This is a genomic window from Alkalihalobacillus sp. BA299, from assembly GCF_017745675.1.
In the GTDB taxonomy this organism is placed as follows: domain Bacteria; phylum Bacillota; class Bacilli; order Bacillales; family Bacillaceae_F; genus Alkalihalobacterium.
In genome coordinates, this window is the sequence record NZ_JAFLJM010000003.1 from 300,453 (window position 1) to 319,228 (window position 18,776).

Consider the following 18,776-nt stretch of genomic DNA (forward strand, 5'->3'; position numbering starts at 1 on the left):
AAAGCTCCTTCCATGACTGATAAGATAGTATATGGCAGGAGCCCATCCAACGTACTTTATTTTTGGCAATTCGGACAGTAGTGTGTTCCACGACCCCCAACGGCCGTTTTTTCAATCAGTGTACCGCATTCTCGACACGGCTCTCCTTTTCGACCATAGACAAAAAGAAATTGCTGAAACATTCCCATCTCACCTTGACCATTCACGTAGGATTTGATCGAACTCCCACCTTGTTCAATGGCTTGGCCTAATGTTTCAATAATTTTTCGATGTAGTAATGGCAACTCTTCTTCCTTGATGTCTTTAGCTAGTCGTTCAGGATGAATTCGTGCGTGAAAAAGAGCTTCATCAACATAGATATTCCCTAAACCGACAACGATCTTTTGATCCAGAAGGGCTGTTTTTACCTTTCTGTTCGTTTTTGATAGCCCTACTTTTAAATGTTCAATTGTAAATTCATCCGAAAAAGGTTCTAGTCCCAGATCCATTAAAGGTAATGAATGCTCTTCCTCTCCCTTGACAAATAAATGCATTGTTCCAAATTTACGAACATCTTGATAACGTAATTCGGTACCGTCAGAGAAATGAAAAATGACATGAACATGTTTGTTTCGCTCTTCCTCAGATTCAAACATTCCGTAACGACCTTCCATCCTTAAGTGGGAGACAAGGACGTAATCATCTAAAATAAATTTTAAAAACTTTCCACGTCTCCCCATCGAACGAATTGTTTGATTACGTAATAGTGCTTTAAAATGGTCGGCATCATCTGGCTTTTTTATCATTTTGGGCCATAAAATATCTACATCAATAATCGTTTTACCAATGACGAGATTTTCTAACGTTCGTTTGACCGTTTCCACTTCAGGTAATTCTGGCATCATTCTTTCTCCTTATTTTGCGTCGTACCAACTGTCACCATATGAAGAATCTACCTTTAATGGAACATCTAGTTCAATTGCATTTTCCATCACATCTTTTACCATTTTTTCAACGGTTTCAAGTTCTTCTTTAGGTACTTCTAATATTAATTCGTCATGTACTTGGAGTAATAGCTGCGCATTCAATTTTGCTTCCTCTAATTGTTTACTTAATTGAACCATTGCTTTCTTAATAATATCAGCTGCCGTCCCTTGAATCGGCGTATTCATCGCTGTCCGTTCAGCAAAACTGCGAAGATTAAAGTTCCGACTTGTTATCTCTGGTAAATATCTGCGGCGATGTAGTAATGTTGTTACATACCCTGTTTCCCGAGCCTTTTCAATGACACGATCCATATAATCTTTAACACCTGGGAAGCTTTCAAAATAACGTTCAATAAACTGTGCGGCTTCTTTTCTTGTAATCCCTAAGTTTTGCGATAAGCCGTAATCACTTATTCCATAAACAATTCCAAAGTTAACCGCTTTGGCACTTCGTCTCATGTTCGATGTCACTTCTTCTTCTTTTACATGAAACACATCCATCGCTGTTTTCGTATGAACGTCCATATCTTCTTTAAAGGCTGTAATTAATCCTTCATCTTGAGCAATATGGGCGAGTACTCTTAATTCAATTTGTGAATAATCAGCAGCAAAAATGACCCAATCTTTTTCTGAAGCAACAAACGCTTTCCGAATTTTTCTACCTTCTTCTAAACGAATTGGAATATTTTGCAGATTTGGTTCCGTCGAGCTCAACCTCCCAGTTTGCGTTAACGCTTGATTAAAAATCGTATGAATTTTACTCGTATCGTGATGGACGACTTTTAATAGCCCTTCAATGTATGTAGAATTTAGTTTTCCAAGCTGACGGTAATGCAATATTTTCCCGATAATTTCATGTTGGTCTTGCAGCTTTTCTAAAACATCAGCAGATGTAGAATAGCCTGTTTTTGTTTTTTTAATTGGTGGTAGATTTAACTTTTCAAATAAAATTTCTCCTAATTGCTTTGGTGAATTAATATTAAAGGAAACTCCAGCTAATTCATGAATTTCCTTCTCTAAAGTAGTTAATTGCTCTCCTAACTCTTGTCCCATTGCTTTTAATTGCTGTTCGTCTACTTTGACTCCAGTAATCTCCATCTTTCCTAAGACGACAGCTAAAGGCATTTCTAATTCACTAAATAACTCAAACTGCTCATTCTTTTTCAATTCATTTTCAAGCTCTGCTTTTAACGAATAAATAACGTCCGCTTTCTTGATGAGATGCTTTTCTAAAGTTTCTCCATCAGGCACTTTGCGTTTTGCCCCTTTTCCATAGACAATCTCATCGTATTCCACAAGCTGCTTGCCACGCTCCTTTGTTACATCTGCTAATTCATAAGATGAGCTTGATGGATTTAATATATAGGAAGCGAGGAGAATATCAAAGTTCACTCCATTTAATTCAATATTTTTCCACCCTAAAGCAACTACCGCTCGCTTGGCATCAGCTAACCATTTTTTTTTCGAAGAGTCTTTCGCCCACTCAACAAAAATGTCAGAACCGACAGCAACCTCTGTAGGAATATAGTATTTACCACTCTCATTGATTATCGCAAATCCAAGGATGTCAGCTTGATGATAATTTTCTTCTAACACTTCTACAATGACGGCAGAAGGATTTTGCAGTATCGCTTCTGTAACACGATCTACAACATCGTAATCAATGTCTTCGTCTTGGAGAATACTTTCTTCTCCTTCACCGACATCGAGTTTATTTAATAAAGTATTGAATTCAAGTTCTTTAAATAATGAAATGACTTTTTCTTTATCATAATCTTCAAATGTAAATGAAGATAAACTACGATCAACTGGAACTTCTCTAAAGATCGTCGCTAATTTCTTACTCATCAATGCTTGTTCTTTATGTTCTTCTAAACGTTCTTTCATTTTTTTCCCTGATATTTTGTCAATGGATGCAAGTACATTTTCTACTGTTGCATACTCTTTTAAAAGCTTTACTGCTGTTTTTTCACCGATTCCTGGAACACCTGGGATATTATCAGAACTATCTCCCATCAAACCTTTCATATCAATAATTTGCTCCGGAGTAATCCCGTATTTCTCAGCTATCGCTTGCTCATCATATGTATCAACATTCGTAATTCCTTTTCTAGATAGTGTTACCGTCACTTTTGGTGACACTAATTGTAGTAAGTCTTTATCCCCTGAATAAACACTTACACTCCAATCTTCCTTTTCTGCTTGCTTTGCAAGTGTTCCTATAATATCATCGGCCTCATAGTTTTCAATCTCATATCTAGAAATTTGAAACGCATCTAAAACTTCACGAATAAGCGGAAATTGCTCAGATAATTCACCAGGTGTTTTTTGCCGTCCACTTTTATACTCACCATACGTTTCATGACGAAAAGTTGTTTTCCCTGCATCAAAAGCTACGACCATATGTGTCGGCTTCTCTTCTTCTATAATCTTTAGAAGCATCATCGTAAAACCGTAAACGGCATTCGTATATACTCCTTTTTCGTTATTTAACAAAGGCAGTGCAAAAAAAGCACGATAAGCAATACTATTTCCATCTACTAACACTAATTTATTCACAAGAGATCTCCTCTCAGGTTTCCATATTTCATTATATTTTATCATAACCATTCCCTTATTAAAAAACATCCGATTGATACTATTTAAGAACTATTAGCTAATGAAAAAGAGACACTCTGCATAGCAAAGTATCTCTAGATTCATTACTCAATATAGCCCATTAAAATTCGTGCATATGGCGAATCCGCTGGAAGGACAATTACAGTCTCGTCTTCGATCGTTTTCTCATACGATTGAAGCGTACGATACAATTGATAAAACTCAACATCTCGCCCAAATGCTTCATTATAAATACGGGCTGCTTCTGCTTCCCCTTCACCGATAATTACGTTGGCATCGGCTGTGGCTTTTGCGACAATTTCTTGCACTTCTCGGTCTGTATTTGCCCGAATACGGTTCGCTTCTGCGTCCCCTTGAGAAAGATATTCTTGAGCTTTTGATTGACGCTCAGAAATCATCCGGCGAAAAATGGCTTGTTCATTCTCTTCAGGTAAGTCCGTTCGCTTCATCCGGACATCCGTCAAACGAATCCCGTAATTATCTCGCTCTAATAGTTCATTCACTTTATCACGTACACGATCGTTAAAGCTTCCACGATTGGATGCTTCATCATTAATAATTTCGTCGTAGTTAAGCTGACCAAGTTCTGCCCGAATGACAGAGAAAATAAAATTACCCATAATCGATTCAGCATTTTGAATCGAACGTGCGTTAGAAATCATCAACTGTGGGTTTTGAATACTCCACACTGCATAATTATCAATAAGCATCCGTTTTTTATCTCTCGTATTTATTTCAGCTGGCGTAATATCGTAGACCATTTGATATTTCGGTAATGTAGTCACCGATTGAATAAATGGAATTTTATAACTTAATCCTGGCTCAGATTCAATTTTAATGACTTCTCCAAATTGACGGACAACCTTATATTGTCCTTCTTCAACAATAAAAAGATTAGACAGGATCGTTGTAATTATAGCAATGATAATAACTAATGTAACGCCAATACGGGTATATTTCTTCCATTCATCACTCGGTCGGCGTTCATCTAAATCGACAATATTATTATCACTCATTAGTTATTCCCTCCTTCCGACGCTTGATCGGACCGGCGTTCAATTGGTCGAATTGGTAAATAACTTACCGTATCACTATTATTATCCATAATGTAAATTTCAGTTCCTGGCAACACTGCTTCTAACGTTTCTAAAATAAGACGCTGCCTTGTTACCTCAGGATTAATTAAATACTCATTGTACAGTGCATTAAATCTTGCGACATCCCCACGAGCACGTTCCATCCGTTCTGCTCTTGTACCTTCTGCCCTAGAGATAATTGCATCTTGCTCCCCTTTTGCTTCATTAATTAACTTGTTTCGATATTTATTTGCTTCGTTAATTTTCGTTAGCCTTTCTTCACGCGCATCTGTTACTTCTGTAAACGCACGCCTTACTTCTTCATTTGGAAGTTCTACATTTTGTAATTTAACATCCATCACTGTAATACCAATCTTGTAATTGGCAATAAGCTTAATTAAGTTTTCACGAACTCTCGCTTCAATTTCCGGTCGTTGATCGGTTAAAATATCATCAATTCTTGAACTCCCGATCACCCCTCTTAATGATGCAGATGACGCATTAAAAAGAATTTGTTCAGGATTATCGGCACTAAATAAGTATTCTTCTGGGTTGGTAATTCTCCATTGGACAACGAGATCAGCTAAAAGAATATTTTCATCACCTGTAATCATTTTTGCCTCATCGGTGTAGTTCAACTCACCATTCTGTTCTTCAAAACCTACACGTAGATTATTTGTCGTTCGAGAAAGGATTTCTACTTGTTGGATTGGCCAAGGTAATTTAAATTTAAGACCTGGTTCAGTGATTGTTTCCTCAACTTCACCAAACGTAATTAACGCGGCTTGGTCTGTTTCATCAACAATATACCAGCCTGTCGATATAAATAATGCTAAAATTCCAATTACGATTGCTGCTAATAATCCAACAATCAATTGTTTAAGACTTACCATTTCATCCCCTCTTTCTGTTTCATACAATATTTTTGAAAATTTTCACTTGCGCTCTCTTAACTAATACGAAACACCTAAAAAAAAGTTTCATACAAATATTATAGTATATTGGTTTACAAGAATATAGGGCAAATCCAATACTCTTGCTAGCGTCATTATTGAAAAAAAAGGCTATTTTCGTAAACTTTGTTGATGTTCAAAAGCTTCACGCTATGCGTGAAGAGCCAAGCATCCGCTTGGCTTACGGTCCAAAAGCTAAAAGCAACAATCTTTGAGAAAAGAGCAAAAAAAAAAAAATAGGGCGGAAGCTAAGGGGAAGCTCCCGCCCTAAACAAGGGGATGTAAAACAACTTCTGTAAACTTGTCTGAAGGGATGAGCTAAACAGACAACTTACAGGCATTGATGAAACCGTTCGATAGTAATTATATCTAGTAACCGTTAATCTATAATGAAGGATATGTTAATTTTTTGTAAAGAATTCGCTTTAGTTAACAACGACTTGACATACATCCTTCAAGACCCATTTATTATTGTTTAACGGGAAAAAAGGTCGTCTCCCTCTTTCATGTCTTTATTAAGGGTTATCATAAATAAAGTTCCTTTTCCGACCTTGCTTTCTACATCAATCTTACCATGATGCGCTTCGACTAAGTGCTTAACGATAGCCAGACCAAGTCCAGTACCACCTGAATTACGGCTTCTTGCACGATCTATTCGATAGAAACGTTCGAAAATGCGCGGGAGTTCACTTTCACTAATCCCGATTCCGGAGTCTTTTACTTTCAACACCACTTCTTCATCCTGCTCCAGAACTTCTACAAATACTTCACCACCAGCAGGTGTGTAGGTAATACTATTATTGACAAGATTTATAACAATCTGCTTAATACGCACAGGATCACCATCAATTACAGTATCGCCCACACACTCAACTTTAAAGTGAAGATCTTTTTCATTCGCTTTCGGTCTAAGGAGTACATGAACATCTTCTACAATATCCGATACATTGGTTTTTTGCCAGTTGAGCTTAAAGTATTGTTGTTCGATTCTTGAAAGCTCCAAAAGATCATGAATTAAATTTTGCAATCGTTCACTTTCTTTCAAAATAATGGTTAAGAACTTTTCTGTCAGCTGTGGGTCACCCATCGCTCCGTCTAATAACGTCTCAGTAAACCCTTTAATCGATGTAACAGGAGTTTTTAACTCGTGCGAAACATTCGCTACAAAGTCTTTACGTACTTGCTCTAATTTTTTTAATTCTGTAATATCATGGAAAACGAGGGCAATTCCTCGTAACTTCTCGTCTTCACCAATAATTGGTGCTCCATATACATCAAAATGCCGTACTTCCAAATGGATCGGTAACTTAATTTGTCTACGCTGTCTTTTTTCTGTCATAAAGATATCTTGAACAATTTTTATAATCTCTTTATGCACAAATGCATCATGATATAAGCAATTTAACCAAAGGTCTGTATTTTCTTGAAAAATGTCCTTACAAGAACGATTTATAAGGGAGATATCACCTCGTGGATTAATAAATATTAACCCACTCCCCATGTTTTCAATCAAGGTCTCCATTCTTCCTTGTTGAATTTTATGACGTCTTGTAATCTGATCGAGATTATATGCCAAAACATTAATCGATCGATTAAGTTGACCTACTTCATTCTGGCTTCCTTCCATCGTTCTCGCTTTATAGTTTCCTTCAGCTAAGGAATTAGCTACTTTTGTTGCCGCTTCGATTGGACGGATCATTTCGTTTGCTATTCGAAAAGTGACAGAAACAATAACGATAAATGCTAAAGAAAAACTAAAAATAAGAATACCCCAAATTTTTCGATTCATTTCATTAAGTTCTTCAAAAGGGATCCCAAGGCGGAAGAACCCGATCGTTTCTTCACCGTCACCTTGAATCGGAACAGCATAGTAAAGCAATTCGTTATTTACTGTATCACTGTAACGAATCTCGTACTGAGGATTCCCCTCAATAACAGAACGGATTTCAGGACGATCAATATGATTATCCATCTCGCGGGGGTCAGTTGCCGACTCGCCAACGACAGTGCCGTCAGCTAAAATGATCGTTACTCGTGTATCAAGCTTTTCACTTATTTTTACGGCAAGCGCTTGAGTGTGTTCCTCATTATCTAATCCTAATTCTAATAAACTAAAGCCAGCTAATTCAGCTTCTTTCTTAAGCCGGTCAGTTATGCTTTCGAAATAAAATTCCTTAAATAATTGACCAATAATAAGCCCTAATCCAGCTAAAACGATGAGTGTTACTGCAAGTAAAGAGAAAACTAGTCGAAAACGAAACTTACCCATTTATTTGGGGCTCCTCCAATTTATACCCTAGGCCACGTATCGTCTTAATATAAATTGGCTTCTTCGTATTAGGCTCAATTTTTTCTCTCAAATGGCTAATATGAACGTCGACAATTCGCGTATCACCTACAAACTCATAATTCCATACCGCATTGAGTAATTGATCTCTTGTTAATACTCTTCCTTTATGATTCGCTAAATATAAAAGCAACTCAAATTCTTTCGGAGTTAAATCCATCGGCTCATTTTTATACAGTACTTCATAGTTTTCAGGATAAATATCAACTTCTCCAACTCGTATCATTGCCTCATCTGTTTCTTGTGATTCAGGATCTTTTTGCACTTGTCCAACTCGTCGTAAAATTGCCCGAACTCTTGCCACGACTTCTCTAGGGCTAAACGGCTTTGTCATATAATCATCTGCCCCTAGCTCTAGACCTAGCACTTTATCAAATTCATCATCTTTTGCTGTTAACATAAGAATAGGCGTCATAACTTTATTTAAACGTAATTGCTTACATACGTCTAATCCGTCCATTTCTGGAATCATTAAATCTAATACAATTAAATCAAACTGCTGTAATTTTGCTAGCTGGAAAGCTGATGCTCCGTCCATAGCTGTCGCTACTTCATACCCAGCTTGTTCCAAATTAAACTGAAGCAATGTTACAATAGACTCCTCATCATCTACAACTAATAATCTCTGTGTCATAGCTTCCTCCATTATTAAGGCTTTTTATATATTGTAATCTTTATTTTGATTATAGCAAATCAATGTAAATTTGTTGTAAAGTTCATTGAGATTATTTTGTTAGTATTAACATGAAAGAAAATGACTTAGTGACTGATGACAGCCATATATGGTTGGTGAATATCTACACTTTCTTATTCTTTAAAAAAAGAAGGTGATAGACAGTGCTTAACACTGTGTATCACCTTCTTTCATTTAGATCGGAAAAAAATTACGCTTGCGGTAAAGCCGCCATTACGTTTCGAACCGACGCAACAGATTGATCAAGAGCAGCTTTCTCCTCATCAGTTAAGTCTAATTCAATTATTTTTTCGATACCGTCTCCACCGATAATGGTAGGTACACCTACATATAAGTCCTCATAACCATATTCGCCCTCTAAGTAAGCAATGGTAGGAATAATGCGTTTTTTATCTTTTAGAATCGCTTCAACCATTTGAGTTAATGAAGCTGCAGGTGCATAGTACGCACTTCCATTTCCTAAAAGACCAACGATTTCACCGCCGCCTTTACGTGTACGTTCAACAATTGCATCAATACGATCTTGTGGAATAAGCTTTTCTAACGGAATTCCACCTGCATATGAGTAACGAATAAGAGGTACCATATCGTCGCCATGTCCACCAAGAACAAAGCCCGTAACATCTTCAACGGATACGTTTAATTCTTGAGCAACAAATGTACGGAAACGAGCTGTATCAAGAACACCGGATTGGCCTAATACACGATTTTTCGGGAAGCCTGACTCTTTAAATACAGTGTAAGTCATAGCATCAGCAGGATTAGTTAGTACGATAATGTAGCAGTCTGGTGAATATTTAACGACTTCTTTCGTTACAGCCTTCATGATACCAGCATTTGTGCTAACAAGGTCATCACGGCTCATACCTGGCTTACGAGCAATACCTGCAGTAATAACAACTACATCAGATCCAGCTGTATCTTCATAGTTAGAAGTTCCGATAACATTTGAGTCAACCCCTTGAACAGGCGTAGACTCTAACATATCTAAAGCTTTACCTTTAGTTGGACCTTCCATTTGTGGGATATCAACTAGTACAACATCACCTAGCTCTTTTTGCGCTACCATAAGTGCAGTTGTTGCACCTGTAAACCCTCCACCAATTACAGAAATCTTTCTACGTTTAATCGCCATTTTTCATCCACTCCCGGTACAGTATTAGATAATAATTTGCGGCTCTACAATTTAATGATTAAAGGTTTTTAATAAGCTCATCTGCAAACTCCGAACATTTAACTTCAGTTGCACCTTCCATTAGGCGTGCGAAGTCATAAGTTACTACTTTGCTTGCAATTGTTTTTTCCATTGATCCCATAATTAAATCAGCCGCTTCAGTCCATCCAAGGTGACGAAGCATTAACTCTCCTGATAGCAATACAGATGACGGGTTAACTTTATCTAAACCTGCATATTTTGGAGCTGTACCATGTGTAGCTTCAAAGATAGCATGTCCTGTATCATAGTTGATGTTTGCTCCTGGCGCGATACCGATACCACCAACTTGAGCAGCTAGTGCATCAGAAATATAGTCACCATTTAAGTTCATAGTTGCTACAACATCAAATTCAGCTGGACGAGTTAAAATTTGTTGTAAGAAGATATCTGCAATTGCATCTTTAACGATGATCTTGCCTTCTGCTTCCGCTTTTGCTTGCGCTTCATTTGCCGCATCTTTGCCATCACGCTCAACGATTGCATCATATTGAGCCCAAGTAAATACTTTTTCACCAAACTCAGCTTCAGCAATCTCATAACCCCAGTTTTTAAATGCGCCTTCTGTAAACTTCATGATGTTTCCTTTATGCACTAATGTAACACTTTTACGTCCTTCATTAATTGCATATTGAATGGCAGCACGAACTAAGCGAGCTGTACCTTCTTGTGAAACTGGTTTAATACCGATACCTGAAGTTTCAGGGAAACGAATTTTATTAACACCCATTTCATTTTGTAAAAAGGTGATTAGTTTCTTCACTTCTTCAGAACCTGCTTGATATTCAATACCCGCATAAATATCTTCTGTATTTTCACGGAAGATTACCATATCTGTATCTTCTGGACGTTTTACCGGTGATGGTACACCTGTAAAGTAACGAACAGGTCGTAAGCATGTAAATAGATCTAACTCTTGACGAAGAGCAACGTTCAATGAACGAATTCCTCCACCAATTGGAGTTGTCAAAGGTCCTTTAATTGCAATTATGTATTCACGAACAGCCTCAAGTGTTTCTTCTGGCAACCAGCTACCTGTTTGGTTAAATGCTTTTTCACCAGCAAGGATTTCTTTCCATTCGATTTTCTTTTCACCTTTGTACGCTTTTTCTACTGCAGCATCTAACACTTTTGAAGCAGCAGCCCAAATATCTGGTCCAATTCCATCTCCTTCAATAAACGGAATGACTGGATTATTCGGTACATCTAAAACCCCGTTATTAACTTTAATTACTTCTCCATTTGCCATTATCACATTTACCTCCTAACTAAGATTTAATAAAAAACTTTGTTTGTTTTTTATTAATAAAATATGTACAAGGAGGAGTTTCCCCCTCCTGACATTATACAATACTAATCTTATTAACGTTGGTCAATCGGAACGTAAACTTGCTTGTCCGGACCAACATACTCTGCACGTGGACGGATTAAACGGTTATTGCTGTATTGTTCTAAGATGTGAGCCAACCATCCTGACGTACGGCTCACAGCAAAGATTGGTGTGAATAAGTCATATTTAATACCGAGACTATGGTATACACTTGCTGAGTAAAAATCAACGTTTGGTAATAAACCTTTCTCGCCTGTTACCATTTCTTCAATTTTCACAGACATTTCATACCATTTAGGTTCACCGGTAATAGTCGTTAACTTTTTGGACATTTCACGTAAATGCTTTGCACGTGGGTCCCCGTCTTTATACACACGGTGACCGAAGCCCATAATTTTTTCTTTATTATCTAATGCACGACGAATATATGGTTCAACATTTTCTACTTCACCGATTTCGTGTAACATTTTCATTACTGCTTCATTAGCTCCACCATGCAACGGACCTTTTAATGCCCCAATCGCTGCTGTAATTCCAGAATAAACATCTGAAAGAGTCGCAACACAGACACGAGCAGTAAACGTTGACGCATTCAACTCATGGTCAGCGTGAAGTACTAAAGCTTTATCAAATGCATTAACTGCGATTGCATCAGGCTCTTCTCCTGTTAAAGTGTATAAGAAGTTTGCAGCAAAGCCTAAATCCTTACGTGGTGCGATTGGCTCTTTACCTTCGCGAATACGAGAAAATGCAGTTACAAGCGTTGGAATTTTTGCTTGTAAACGAATTGCCTTCTCACGATTGGCTTGCTCGTCCATTTCATCAGCTTTGTCGTCATAAAGAGCTAAACTAGATACCGCTGTACGAAGAGCAGCCATAGGATGAACATCATTATTCGGATAAGCTTTCATAAATTCAATAACTTCTTGAGGAATATCTGCATTATCTGCAAGATCCTTTGTTAATTGGTCAAGCTCATCTTGCTTTGGTAATCTACCGTACCAAAGAAGATAAATGACTTCCTCAAATGTTGCATTATCAGCTAGATCATCAATATTATATCCCTGATAAGTTAAAACACTGTCAATAATCGAACTTACACTAGAAGTTGTTGCTACAATTCCTTCAAGACCACGAGTAGTACTCATTTCTCAACCTCTCCTTTACCCTGTTTTATTCATACAGATTTACACGAAGGAAAGTAAATGCTTACATTTCCATCTAAAAACTATGTAGGAAGGAAGTTTCAATCAACTTACATTATAAACATTTTTTAAAGTTTTGTGAACGTTTAATCGACATATTCATCGCCTGCTGCAAAAGTTTAATTAATCTGATTTTTCTGATAAAAATCAACAAGGGAGAGAATCAGCTCCCGTTTGCCGTAAAAAATGATATGATTTGTATGATCAAATAAGCGATTCCTGCGGCGATTAAAGGTCCTACAGCAATACCTTTAAATAACACAACTGCCATGATCGTTCCTAGCACTAGCGCTGTAGTAATATGGGGGTCATTCTTTAATAAATCTACCCCGCTTGCAGCAATTATTGCTACAGCTATACCGGAAAAAAGTGCTATCCATGCATAAGAAGATTTAAGAGAGTCTGTAAGTTGTTTAAAACCTATTTCCCCTGTTGCAATCGGTACGAGAACGGCAATTGTGAGTATTGTTACCCCCCAATTTATCCCCTTAGCCTGTATTAGTGGGAAGAGTTTGTCGCCAAGCCCTGTCCATTTTAATAGTAAGAGTGCAACAACTGCTACTAGTAAAGACTGATTTTTCCCTAACCAGCTAATAACGAGTAATATCAGTAAAAACAATGATGATTGAGACAACAAATTAACTGTTCATCCTTCCTCCATAGACAATCCTCACTACTCATCATACCATATTTTTGCTTCATTCGCTATGTTTCATAATAGTAGGTTATTTTTTAAACGAATATATAGTAATTAAAGGGACGGAATAATTACCTATGATAGTAATTTGCTATAAAATACAAGTGAATTCTATTAAGGGTTTGTGAAATACTTACAAATCTATATTCGTTCCTCATTTTTTTTCCTCGCTTTTCATATGATGGTACAAGCAAGGACATGAGGGGGGTAATCTAGTGAACAAAGAACAGATAACAATGGCTTTACGAACGGTTTTTGTCATTTTAGTAATCTTACTAGTTATATATAGTTCATATTTTGTTACATCGGTAACGTACCCCTTTATATTTGGATTTATTCTTGCATTCCTTATTAATCCACTCGTCAATTTTCTGGAGTTTCATTGGAAATTAAACCGAGCCATCGCTGTCCTAATCTCACTACTGTTCATTTTTGTATTATTTTCAGGATTAATTACATTATTTATTGCTGAAATTATCTCTGGGTCTAATCATTTAGCTAAAGTACTACCATATCATATAAAAGCACTTGTCCTTTATATGGAAGGGTTTTTCTTCACAACGTTACTTCCATTTTATGAACAGGTGATCCGCTCTATTAATTCTTTAGAAGCCGAACAGCAGTCAACGATTATGAACTATATCCAAACATTTAGTTCGCAAATAGCAACCAACGCAGGGGCAGCCGTACAGAAACTATTTAATGGTTTATCAGACTTTCTCCTTTCATTACCTAACTTAGCAACCGTATTTCTTTTTACGTTAATGGCTAGCTTTTTTATTAGTAAGGACTGGTATAAACTCACCCGGTTCTTCCGAAAAGCCTTACCACATAAGGTAATTGAGAGTTCTACTAAAGTACTGAATGATTTAAAACAAGCGCTCTTCGGCTATATTGTTGGCCAGCTTACATTAATTACAATCACTTTTGTATTTGTCTTATCAGGATTACTAATTTTACAGGTTGATTATCCTTTTACTATTGCGGTTATTATTGCTATCGTTGACCTTATTCCATACTTAGGAACAGGGCTTATCTTTATCCCTTGGATTGTGTATAGCTTTTTTGCTGGTCATTTATCATTAACAATTAGCCTTTGTGTGCTTTACGGTATCATTTTACTCCAACGTCAGTTACTTGAACCTAAAGTTCTGTCTAGCAGTATTGGAGTAGATCCATTAGCGATGTTAATCGCCTTATTTGTCGGCTTTCAATTATTTGGCTTTTTAGGATTAATGATCGGACCAGCCAGTTTAGTTTTCCTTAACACCATTTATAAGGCAAATGTTTTTCATGATATCCGGGATTTTGTCTTGCAGAAAAAAAAGTAGACCGATTACAAAAGAGAAATCGTGTCTACTTTTTGGTTATTTTCTTGAAATAAATATAAAGTTTCCACTATTGATCATACGTTGGGAAATTTTCATCAATAATGCTTTAGCTGTAGCACGAGTAAATGGAATGAGTAAATAAAATCCAATAAAATCAGTTATAAAGCCTGGAGTCAGTAATACGACTCCACCAACGAGAATACAAATTCCATCTAAAATGACACCGTTTGGTAACTGTCCTTGTTGCATTTGGAGTTGTGCTAGACGAAGAGTTTGGAGACCTTCTCTTTTTGCTAACCAAGCTCCGAGTACTCCTGTAAGTACAACAAGAAATACGGTCGGCCATACCCCTAAATAATTTCCAGATAAAATTAACACACCAATTTCTAATGCAGGAACAATTATTATTAGCAAAAGTAACAATCGAAACATACTGTAACCTACTTATAAAACACTTGCGTGTCCTCTGTAAATATCGCCTCTTGCACTATCGACAGTTACTTCTTCACCATCTGCAAATCGTTCAGTCGCTAGTTCAACACCAACAATGACTGGCTTACCTAAATTAAGTCCGACCACTGCGGCATGAGAAGTTAAACCACCTTCTTCAGTAATTACTGCAGCGGCTTTTTCAAATGCAGGAATCATGTCTTTATCTGTACTTAATGTGACTAATACATCGCCGACATTTACTTTACTGTTCGCTTCTTCTGCTGTCGTTGCAATAACGACTTTTCCTGTAGCTGTACGCCGACCAATCCCTTGCCCTTTTGCAACCACTTCACCGATGACATGCACTTTAAGTAAATTTGTCGTTCCAGTTTCTCCAACTGGAACTCCTCCTGTTATGATTACTAAGTCGCCATGGTTCACATACCCAGAGTCCATTGCAGTTTGTACTGTAATATCAAGCATTTCGTCAGTCGTTGATGCTTCTCTTCCTAATAGCGGAATAACTCCCCATACTAACGCAAGGCGACGTAACACTTTTTCACAGCTTGTTACTGCAATTACCGGTGACTGTGGACGGTATTTAGCTGTAACTCTTGCTGTATAGCCACTTTCCGTTGCTGTTAAAATAGCTGATGCATTGAGATTATATGCCGTATGAGAAACAGATTGACTAATTGCACTTGTAATCGTCGTTCGAGTATCTTTAATGCGCTTTGAAAGCATTTCTTTGTAATTCAGCGCTTCTTCCGTACGTCTTGCAATATTATGCATCGTTTGAACCGACTCAACTGGATAATCGCCCGCTGCCGTTTCGCCTGAAAGCATAATGGCATCTGTTCCATCAAAAATCGCATTAGCTACGTCACTTGCTTCAGCACGAGTTGGGCGTGGATTACGTTGCATTGAATCTAACATTTGCGTAGCTGTTATTACTGGTTTAGCAACAGCATTACATTTTTTGATTAACTCTTTTTGAACAAGTGGTACTTCTTCAGCAGGAATTTCTACTCCTAAATCACCACGTGCTACCATTAAACCGTCTGCTACCTGTAAAATTTCATCAATATTATCCACACCTTCTTGGTTTTCAATCTTAGGAATAATGTGGATGTCAGCTGCATTATATTTTTCTAATAAGTCTTTAATTTCAAGGACATCTGATGCTCGTCTAACAAATGAAGCAGCGATAAAATCTACACCTTGATCGACACCAAATTTAATATCTTCAGCATCTTTATCAGTAATTGCGGGTAAGTTTACACTTACGTTAGGTACGTTAACCCCTTTTTTATTTTTTAGAACTCCAGTATTTAATACTTTTGTTCGAATTTCATTTGTTCCCACTTCGATTACTTCTAAGCCAATTAAACCATCATCTAATAAAATTTTTGATCCAGGGTGGACGTCATGAATAAGTCCAGGATATGTAATCGAGATTTTTGATTGATTTCCGATGACTTCCTCCATTGAAATCAATAATTCTTGTCCTTGCTTTAATTCAACAGCGCCACCTTCAACTGTTTGTGTTCTAATTTCAGGACCTTTTGTGTCCAGCAAAATGGCTACCGTTTTGCCTGTAATTTCAGCTGCTTCACGGATGTTTTTTATTCTCGCTCCATGTTCTTCGAAATCACCGTGAGAAAAATTTAATCTCGCTACATTCATTCCCGATTCAATGAGTGACACTAATTTTTCAACCGTTTCACTAGCTGGACCAATCGTACAAACTATTTTTGTTTTACGCATAAAATCCTCCCTATCCAATTGTATAACTCTTCACATTTAATATTTATTGATGATTCCATGATGGTTGCACACTTGTAGATCTTAAATTGAAAGTTCTTGAGATAGATTGTACATTTCGTTATCAATACTATGCTTCACTTGAAGAATATCATTAATGTCATGATAAACAAGCTTATTACTTTGAATTCCTACCGTTTTCCCTGCTTGGCCTTCTAATAGCAATTCTACTGCTTTTGCTCCAAGACGACTCGCCAATACGCGGTCAAATGCCGTTGGAGATCCTCCGCGTTGAATATGACCTAATACCGTAACTCGTGTTTCGAGTTGAGTTGCATCTTGAATTTGTTGTGCAAAATCAATACCACTACCTACGCCTTCTGCGACAATGATAATACTATGTTTTTTTCCACGTTGATGGCCACGCTCAAGTCGACTTACAATTTGGTCCATTTCATATTGTGCTTCCGGAATAATGATAGATTCAGCCCCATCAGCTAATCCAGCCCATAAAGCTAGGTCACCTGCATCTCTACCCATGACCTCAACAACATATGTTCGTTCATGAGACGTAGCTGTATCACGAATTTTATCAATTGCATCAATAATCGTATTTAAAGCAGTATCAAAGCCAATTGTAAAGTCAGTACCTGGAATGTCATTGTCAATCGTACCTGGTACCCCGATCGTCGGGTATCCATGCTCGGTTAATTTTTGTGCCCCACGGTACGAACCGTCACCACCGATGACGACTAAGCCTTCAATACCAAATTTATTCAGTTGTTCAATTGCTTTTTTCTGACCAGCTTCCGTTTTAAATTCTTCACAGCGAGCAGTATGTAACATTGTTCCACCTCGATGAATGATATCACCGACGGAACCGATTTCTAGCTTTTTAATATCTCCTGAAATTAACCCAGAATAGCCAGAATAAACCCCGTACACTTCTATGTTGTGAAAAATCGCTTTACGAACAACCGCACGTATGGCAGCATTCATTCCTGGCGAATCGCCACCACTGGTTAACACACCAATTTTTTTCATATCATATCCTCCTTATGTGTGTATCTGTAATATTCAATCTACCACGTTGAAAAAAGGAAAACAATAGCTCTTCTTCGAAAAGAAAAGTGCTTTCTATTAGTAACAGAAAGCACTTTTCCTTATTTTATGCCGATGGTATCGTTTACAAACGTATATTGTCCAATTTTTTTGTATTTTTGATAACGCTCTTCGACGAGTTCCTCTGGAGTAAGCGAAGATAATTCGGTTAACGATTTTTCAATTATACGATCAATCATTTTTGCTTGTTCATGCACATCGCGATGTGCACCACCTCTGACTTCTGGTACAATTTCATCTATGACACCTAACTCTTTCAAGTCTGGAGCCGTAATTTTCATCGTATCTGCTGCGCGCTGTGCTTGACCTGAATCTTTCCAAAGTAATGCTGCGGCACCTTCAGGAGAAATAACAGAAAACCATGTATTTTCAAGCATAAAAATGCGGTTTCCTACTCCAATTGCTAATGCTCCACCGCTAGCTCCTTCACCAATCACAATACAAATGATCGGAACTTCAAATCCAGACATTTCTAGCAAATTACGAGCAATCGCTTCACTTTGTCCCCTTTCTTCAGCTGACATTCCAGGGTAAGCCCCTTTAGTATCTAAGAAGCAAATGATCGGGCGTCCAAACTTATTCGCTTGTTTCATTAAACGTAAAGCTTTTCGGTATCCTTCTGGGTGGGGCATACCGAAATTACGGCGAATGTTTTCTTTCGTATCTTTTCCACGTTGGTGTCCAATAATCGTAACGGGTTGTCCCTTATATTTTGCTATTCCACTAACAATAGCAGCATCATCGCCATACAAACGATCTCCATGCATCTCAATAAAATCCGTAAATAATTTTTCAATATAATCTAGAGTTGTTGGTCTATCCCCTAAACGTGCAATTTGCACACGCTCCCACGGTTTTAAATTCCCATAAATTTCAATTTCTAATTGTTCTAGTCTTGATTCGAGCTTGACTATTTCATCAGATAAATCAATATCCTTTTCTTGGGTAAAAGACTTCAATTCTTTAATTTTTTCTTTAAGTTCTACTATAGGTTTTTCAAAACTTAAATCAGACATCTGTCCCACCTC

Annotated in this window: 15 protein-coding genes; 1 reads left to right on the forward strand and 14 read right to left on the reverse strand. The window is 37.4% G+C overall.

Annotated features, from left to right (window positions below; translation table 11 throughout):
* Nucleotides 1-56 precede the first annotated feature (56 nt).
* The 10 genes from mutM to J0N78_RS05820 all read right to left on the reverse strand — a co-directional run bounded on the left by mutM (nucleotide 57) and on the right by J0N78_RS05820 (nucleotide 13,039).
* The gene (mutM, locus tag J0N78_RS05775) at nucleotides 57-881 is read right to left on the reverse strand and encodes a DNA-formamidopyrimidine glycosylase (RefSeq protein WP_209122065.1); all 825 of its coding nucleotides are present in this window, start codon (nucleotides 879-881) and stop codon (nucleotides 57-59) included.
* A 12-nt stretch (nucleotides 882-893) separates the two neighbouring features.
* The gene (gene polA / locus J0N78_RS05780) at nucleotides 894-3,524 is read right to left on the reverse strand and encodes a DNA polymerase I (protein WP_307794905.1); all 2,631 of its coding nucleotides are present in this window, start codon (nucleotides 3,522-3,524) and stop codon (nucleotides 894-896) included.
* 143 nt (nucleotides 3,525-3,667) lie between these two features.
* The gene (gene hflC, locus J0N78_RS05785) at nucleotides 3,668-4,600 is read right to left on the reverse strand and encodes a protease modulator HflC (RefSeq protein ID WP_209122067.1); all 933 of its coding nucleotides are present in this window, start codon (nucleotides 4,598-4,600) and stop codon (nucleotides 3,668-3,670) included.
* A complete protein-coding gene (gene hflK, locus J0N78_RS05790; protein ID WP_209122068.1) occupies nucleotides 4,600-5,553 on the reverse strand; it encodes an FtsH protease activity modulator HflK in 954 nt (317 codons plus the stop codon). The genes hflC and hflK overlap by 1 nt, the downstream gene beginning before the upstream one ends.
* 535 nt (nucleotides 5,554-6,088) lie before the next feature.
* Nucleotides 6,089-7,882, reverse strand: a complete 1,794-nt coding sequence (gene pnpS, locus J0N78_RS05795; protein ID WP_209122069.1) for a two-component system histidine kinase PnpS — start codon at nucleotides 7,880-7,882, stop codon at nucleotides 6,089-6,091.
* Nucleotides 7,875-8,594 carry a response regulator transcription factor gene (locus tag J0N78_RS05800; protein WP_209122070.1) on the reverse strand — a complete coding sequence of 240 codons (720 nt, stop codon included), beginning with the start codon at nucleotides 8,592-8,594 and terminating at the stop codon, nucleotides 7,875-7,877. Before J0N78_RS05800 ends, pnpS begins: the two co-directional genes overlap by 8 nt.
* Nucleotides 8,595-8,844: 250 nt before the next feature.
* Nucleotides 8,845-9,789 carry a malate dehydrogenase gene (gene mdh, locus J0N78_RS05805; protein WP_209122071.1) on the reverse strand — a complete coding sequence of 315 codons (945 nt, stop codon included), beginning with the start codon at nucleotides 9,787-9,789 and terminating at the stop codon, nucleotides 8,845-8,847.
* Between the two features lie 58 nt (nucleotides 9,790-9,847).
* Nucleotides 9,848-11,116 (reverse strand): NADP-dependent isocitrate dehydrogenase, encoded by a 1,269-nt coding sequence (gene icd / locus J0N78_RS05810; protein WP_209122072.1) that lies wholly within the window; start codon nucleotides 11,114-11,116, stop codon nucleotides 9,848-9,850.
* 113 nt (nucleotides 11,117-11,229) lie between these two features.
* The gene (gene citZ, locus J0N78_RS05815; protein WP_209122073.1) at nucleotides 11,230-12,345 is read right to left on the reverse strand and encodes a citrate synthase; all 1,116 of its coding nucleotides are present in this window, start codon (nucleotides 12,343-12,345) and stop codon (nucleotides 11,230-11,232) included.
* Between the two features lie 220 nt (nucleotides 12,346-12,565).
* Complete coding sequence (locus J0N78_RS05820) at nucleotides 12,566-13,039, reverse strand: DUF441 domain-containing protein (RefSeq protein ID WP_209122074.1); 474 nt, start codon at nucleotides 13,037-13,039, stop codon at nucleotides 12,566-12,568.
* A gap of 275 nt (nucleotides 13,040-13,314) precedes the next feature.
* Between J0N78_RS05820 and ytvI the strand changes: the two genes are divergently transcribed.
* Complete coding sequence (ytvI, locus tag J0N78_RS05825; protein WP_307794906.1) at nucleotides 13,315-14,430, forward strand: sporulation integral membrane protein YtvI; 1,116 nt, start codon at nucleotides 13,315-13,317, stop codon at nucleotides 14,428-14,430.
* A 36-nt stretch (nucleotides 14,431-14,466) separates the two neighbouring features.
* On the opposite strand, the gene J0N78_RS05830 is transcribed toward ytvI, so the two are convergent.
* The 4 genes from J0N78_RS05830 to accA form a co-directional block, all read right to left on the reverse strand.
* Nucleotides 14,467-14,862, reverse strand: coding sequence for an FxsA family protein (locus tag J0N78_RS05830; protein WP_209122075.1), 396 nt, complete (start codon nucleotides 14,860-14,862; stop codon nucleotides 14,467-14,469).
* A 12-nt stretch (nucleotides 14,863-14,874) separates the two neighbouring features.
* On the reverse strand, nucleotides 14,875-16,629 hold the full coding sequence (gene pyk, locus J0N78_RS05835; protein WP_209122076.1) for a pyruvate kinase: 1,755 nt from the start codon (nucleotides 16,627-16,629) through the stop codon (nucleotides 14,875-14,877).
* An 81-nt stretch (nucleotides 16,630-16,710) separates the two neighbouring features.
* A complete protein-coding gene (gene pfkA, locus J0N78_RS05840; RefSeq protein ID WP_209122077.1) occupies nucleotides 16,711-17,670 on the reverse strand; it encodes a 6-phosphofructokinase in 960 nt (319 codons plus the stop codon).
* A 119-nt stretch (nucleotides 17,671-17,789) separates the two neighbouring features.
* Nucleotides 17,790-18,764 carry an acetyl-CoA carboxylase carboxyl transferase subunit alpha gene (gene accA / locus J0N78_RS05845; RefSeq protein WP_209122078.1) on the reverse strand — a complete coding sequence of 325 codons (975 nt, stop codon included), beginning with the start codon at nucleotides 18,762-18,764 and terminating at the stop codon, nucleotides 17,790-17,792.
* Nucleotides 18,765-18,776: the final 12 nt, after the last annotated feature.

Bases quoted from the DNA above. Each gene is read 5' to 3' on its own strand.
- mutM (WP_209122065.1), bottom strand. From the start codon at position 881: ATGCCAGAATTACCTGAAGTGGAAACGGTCAAACGAACGTTAGAAAAT.
- hflC (WP_209122067.1), bottom strand. From the start codon at position 4,600: ATGAGTGATAATAATATTGTCGATTTAGATGAACGCCGACCGAGTGAT.
- hflK (WP_209122068.1), bottom strand. From the start codon at position 5,553: ATGGTAAGTCTTAAACAATTGATTGTTGGATTATTAGCAGCAATCGTA.
- pnpS (WP_209122069.1), bottom strand. From the start codon at position 7,882: ATGGGTAAGTTTCGTTTTCGACTAGTTTTCTCTTTACTTGCAGTAACA.
- J0N78_RS05800 (WP_209122070.1), bottom strand. From the start codon at position 8,594: ATGACACAGAGATTATTAGTTGTAGATGATGAGGAGTCTATTGTAACA.
- mdh (WP_209122071.1), bottom strand. From the start codon at position 9,789: ATGGCGATTAAACGTAGAAAGATTTCTGTAATTGGTGGAGGGTTTACA.
- icd (WP_209122072.1), bottom strand. From the start codon at position 11,116: ATGGCAAATGGAGAAGTAATTAAAGTTAATAACGGGGTTTTAGATGTA.
- citZ (WP_209122073.1), bottom strand. From the start codon at position 12,345: ATGAGTACTACTCGTGGTCTTGAAGGAATTGTAGCAACAACTTCTAGT.
- J0N78_RS05830 (WP_209122075.1), bottom strand. From the start codon at position 14,862: ATGTTTCGATTGTTACTTTTGCTAATAATAATTGTTCCTGCATTAGAA.
- pyk (WP_209122076.1), bottom strand. From the start codon at position 16,629: ATGCGTAAAACAAAAATAGTTTGTACGATTGGTCCAGCTAGTGAAACG.
- pfkA (WP_209122077.1), bottom strand. From the start codon at position 17,670: ATGAAAAAAATTGGTGTGTTAACCAGTGGTGGCGATTCGCCAGGAATG.
- accA (WP_209122078.1), bottom strand. From the start codon at position 18,764: ATGTCTGATTTAAGTTTTGAAAAACCTATAGTAGAACTTAAAGAAAAA.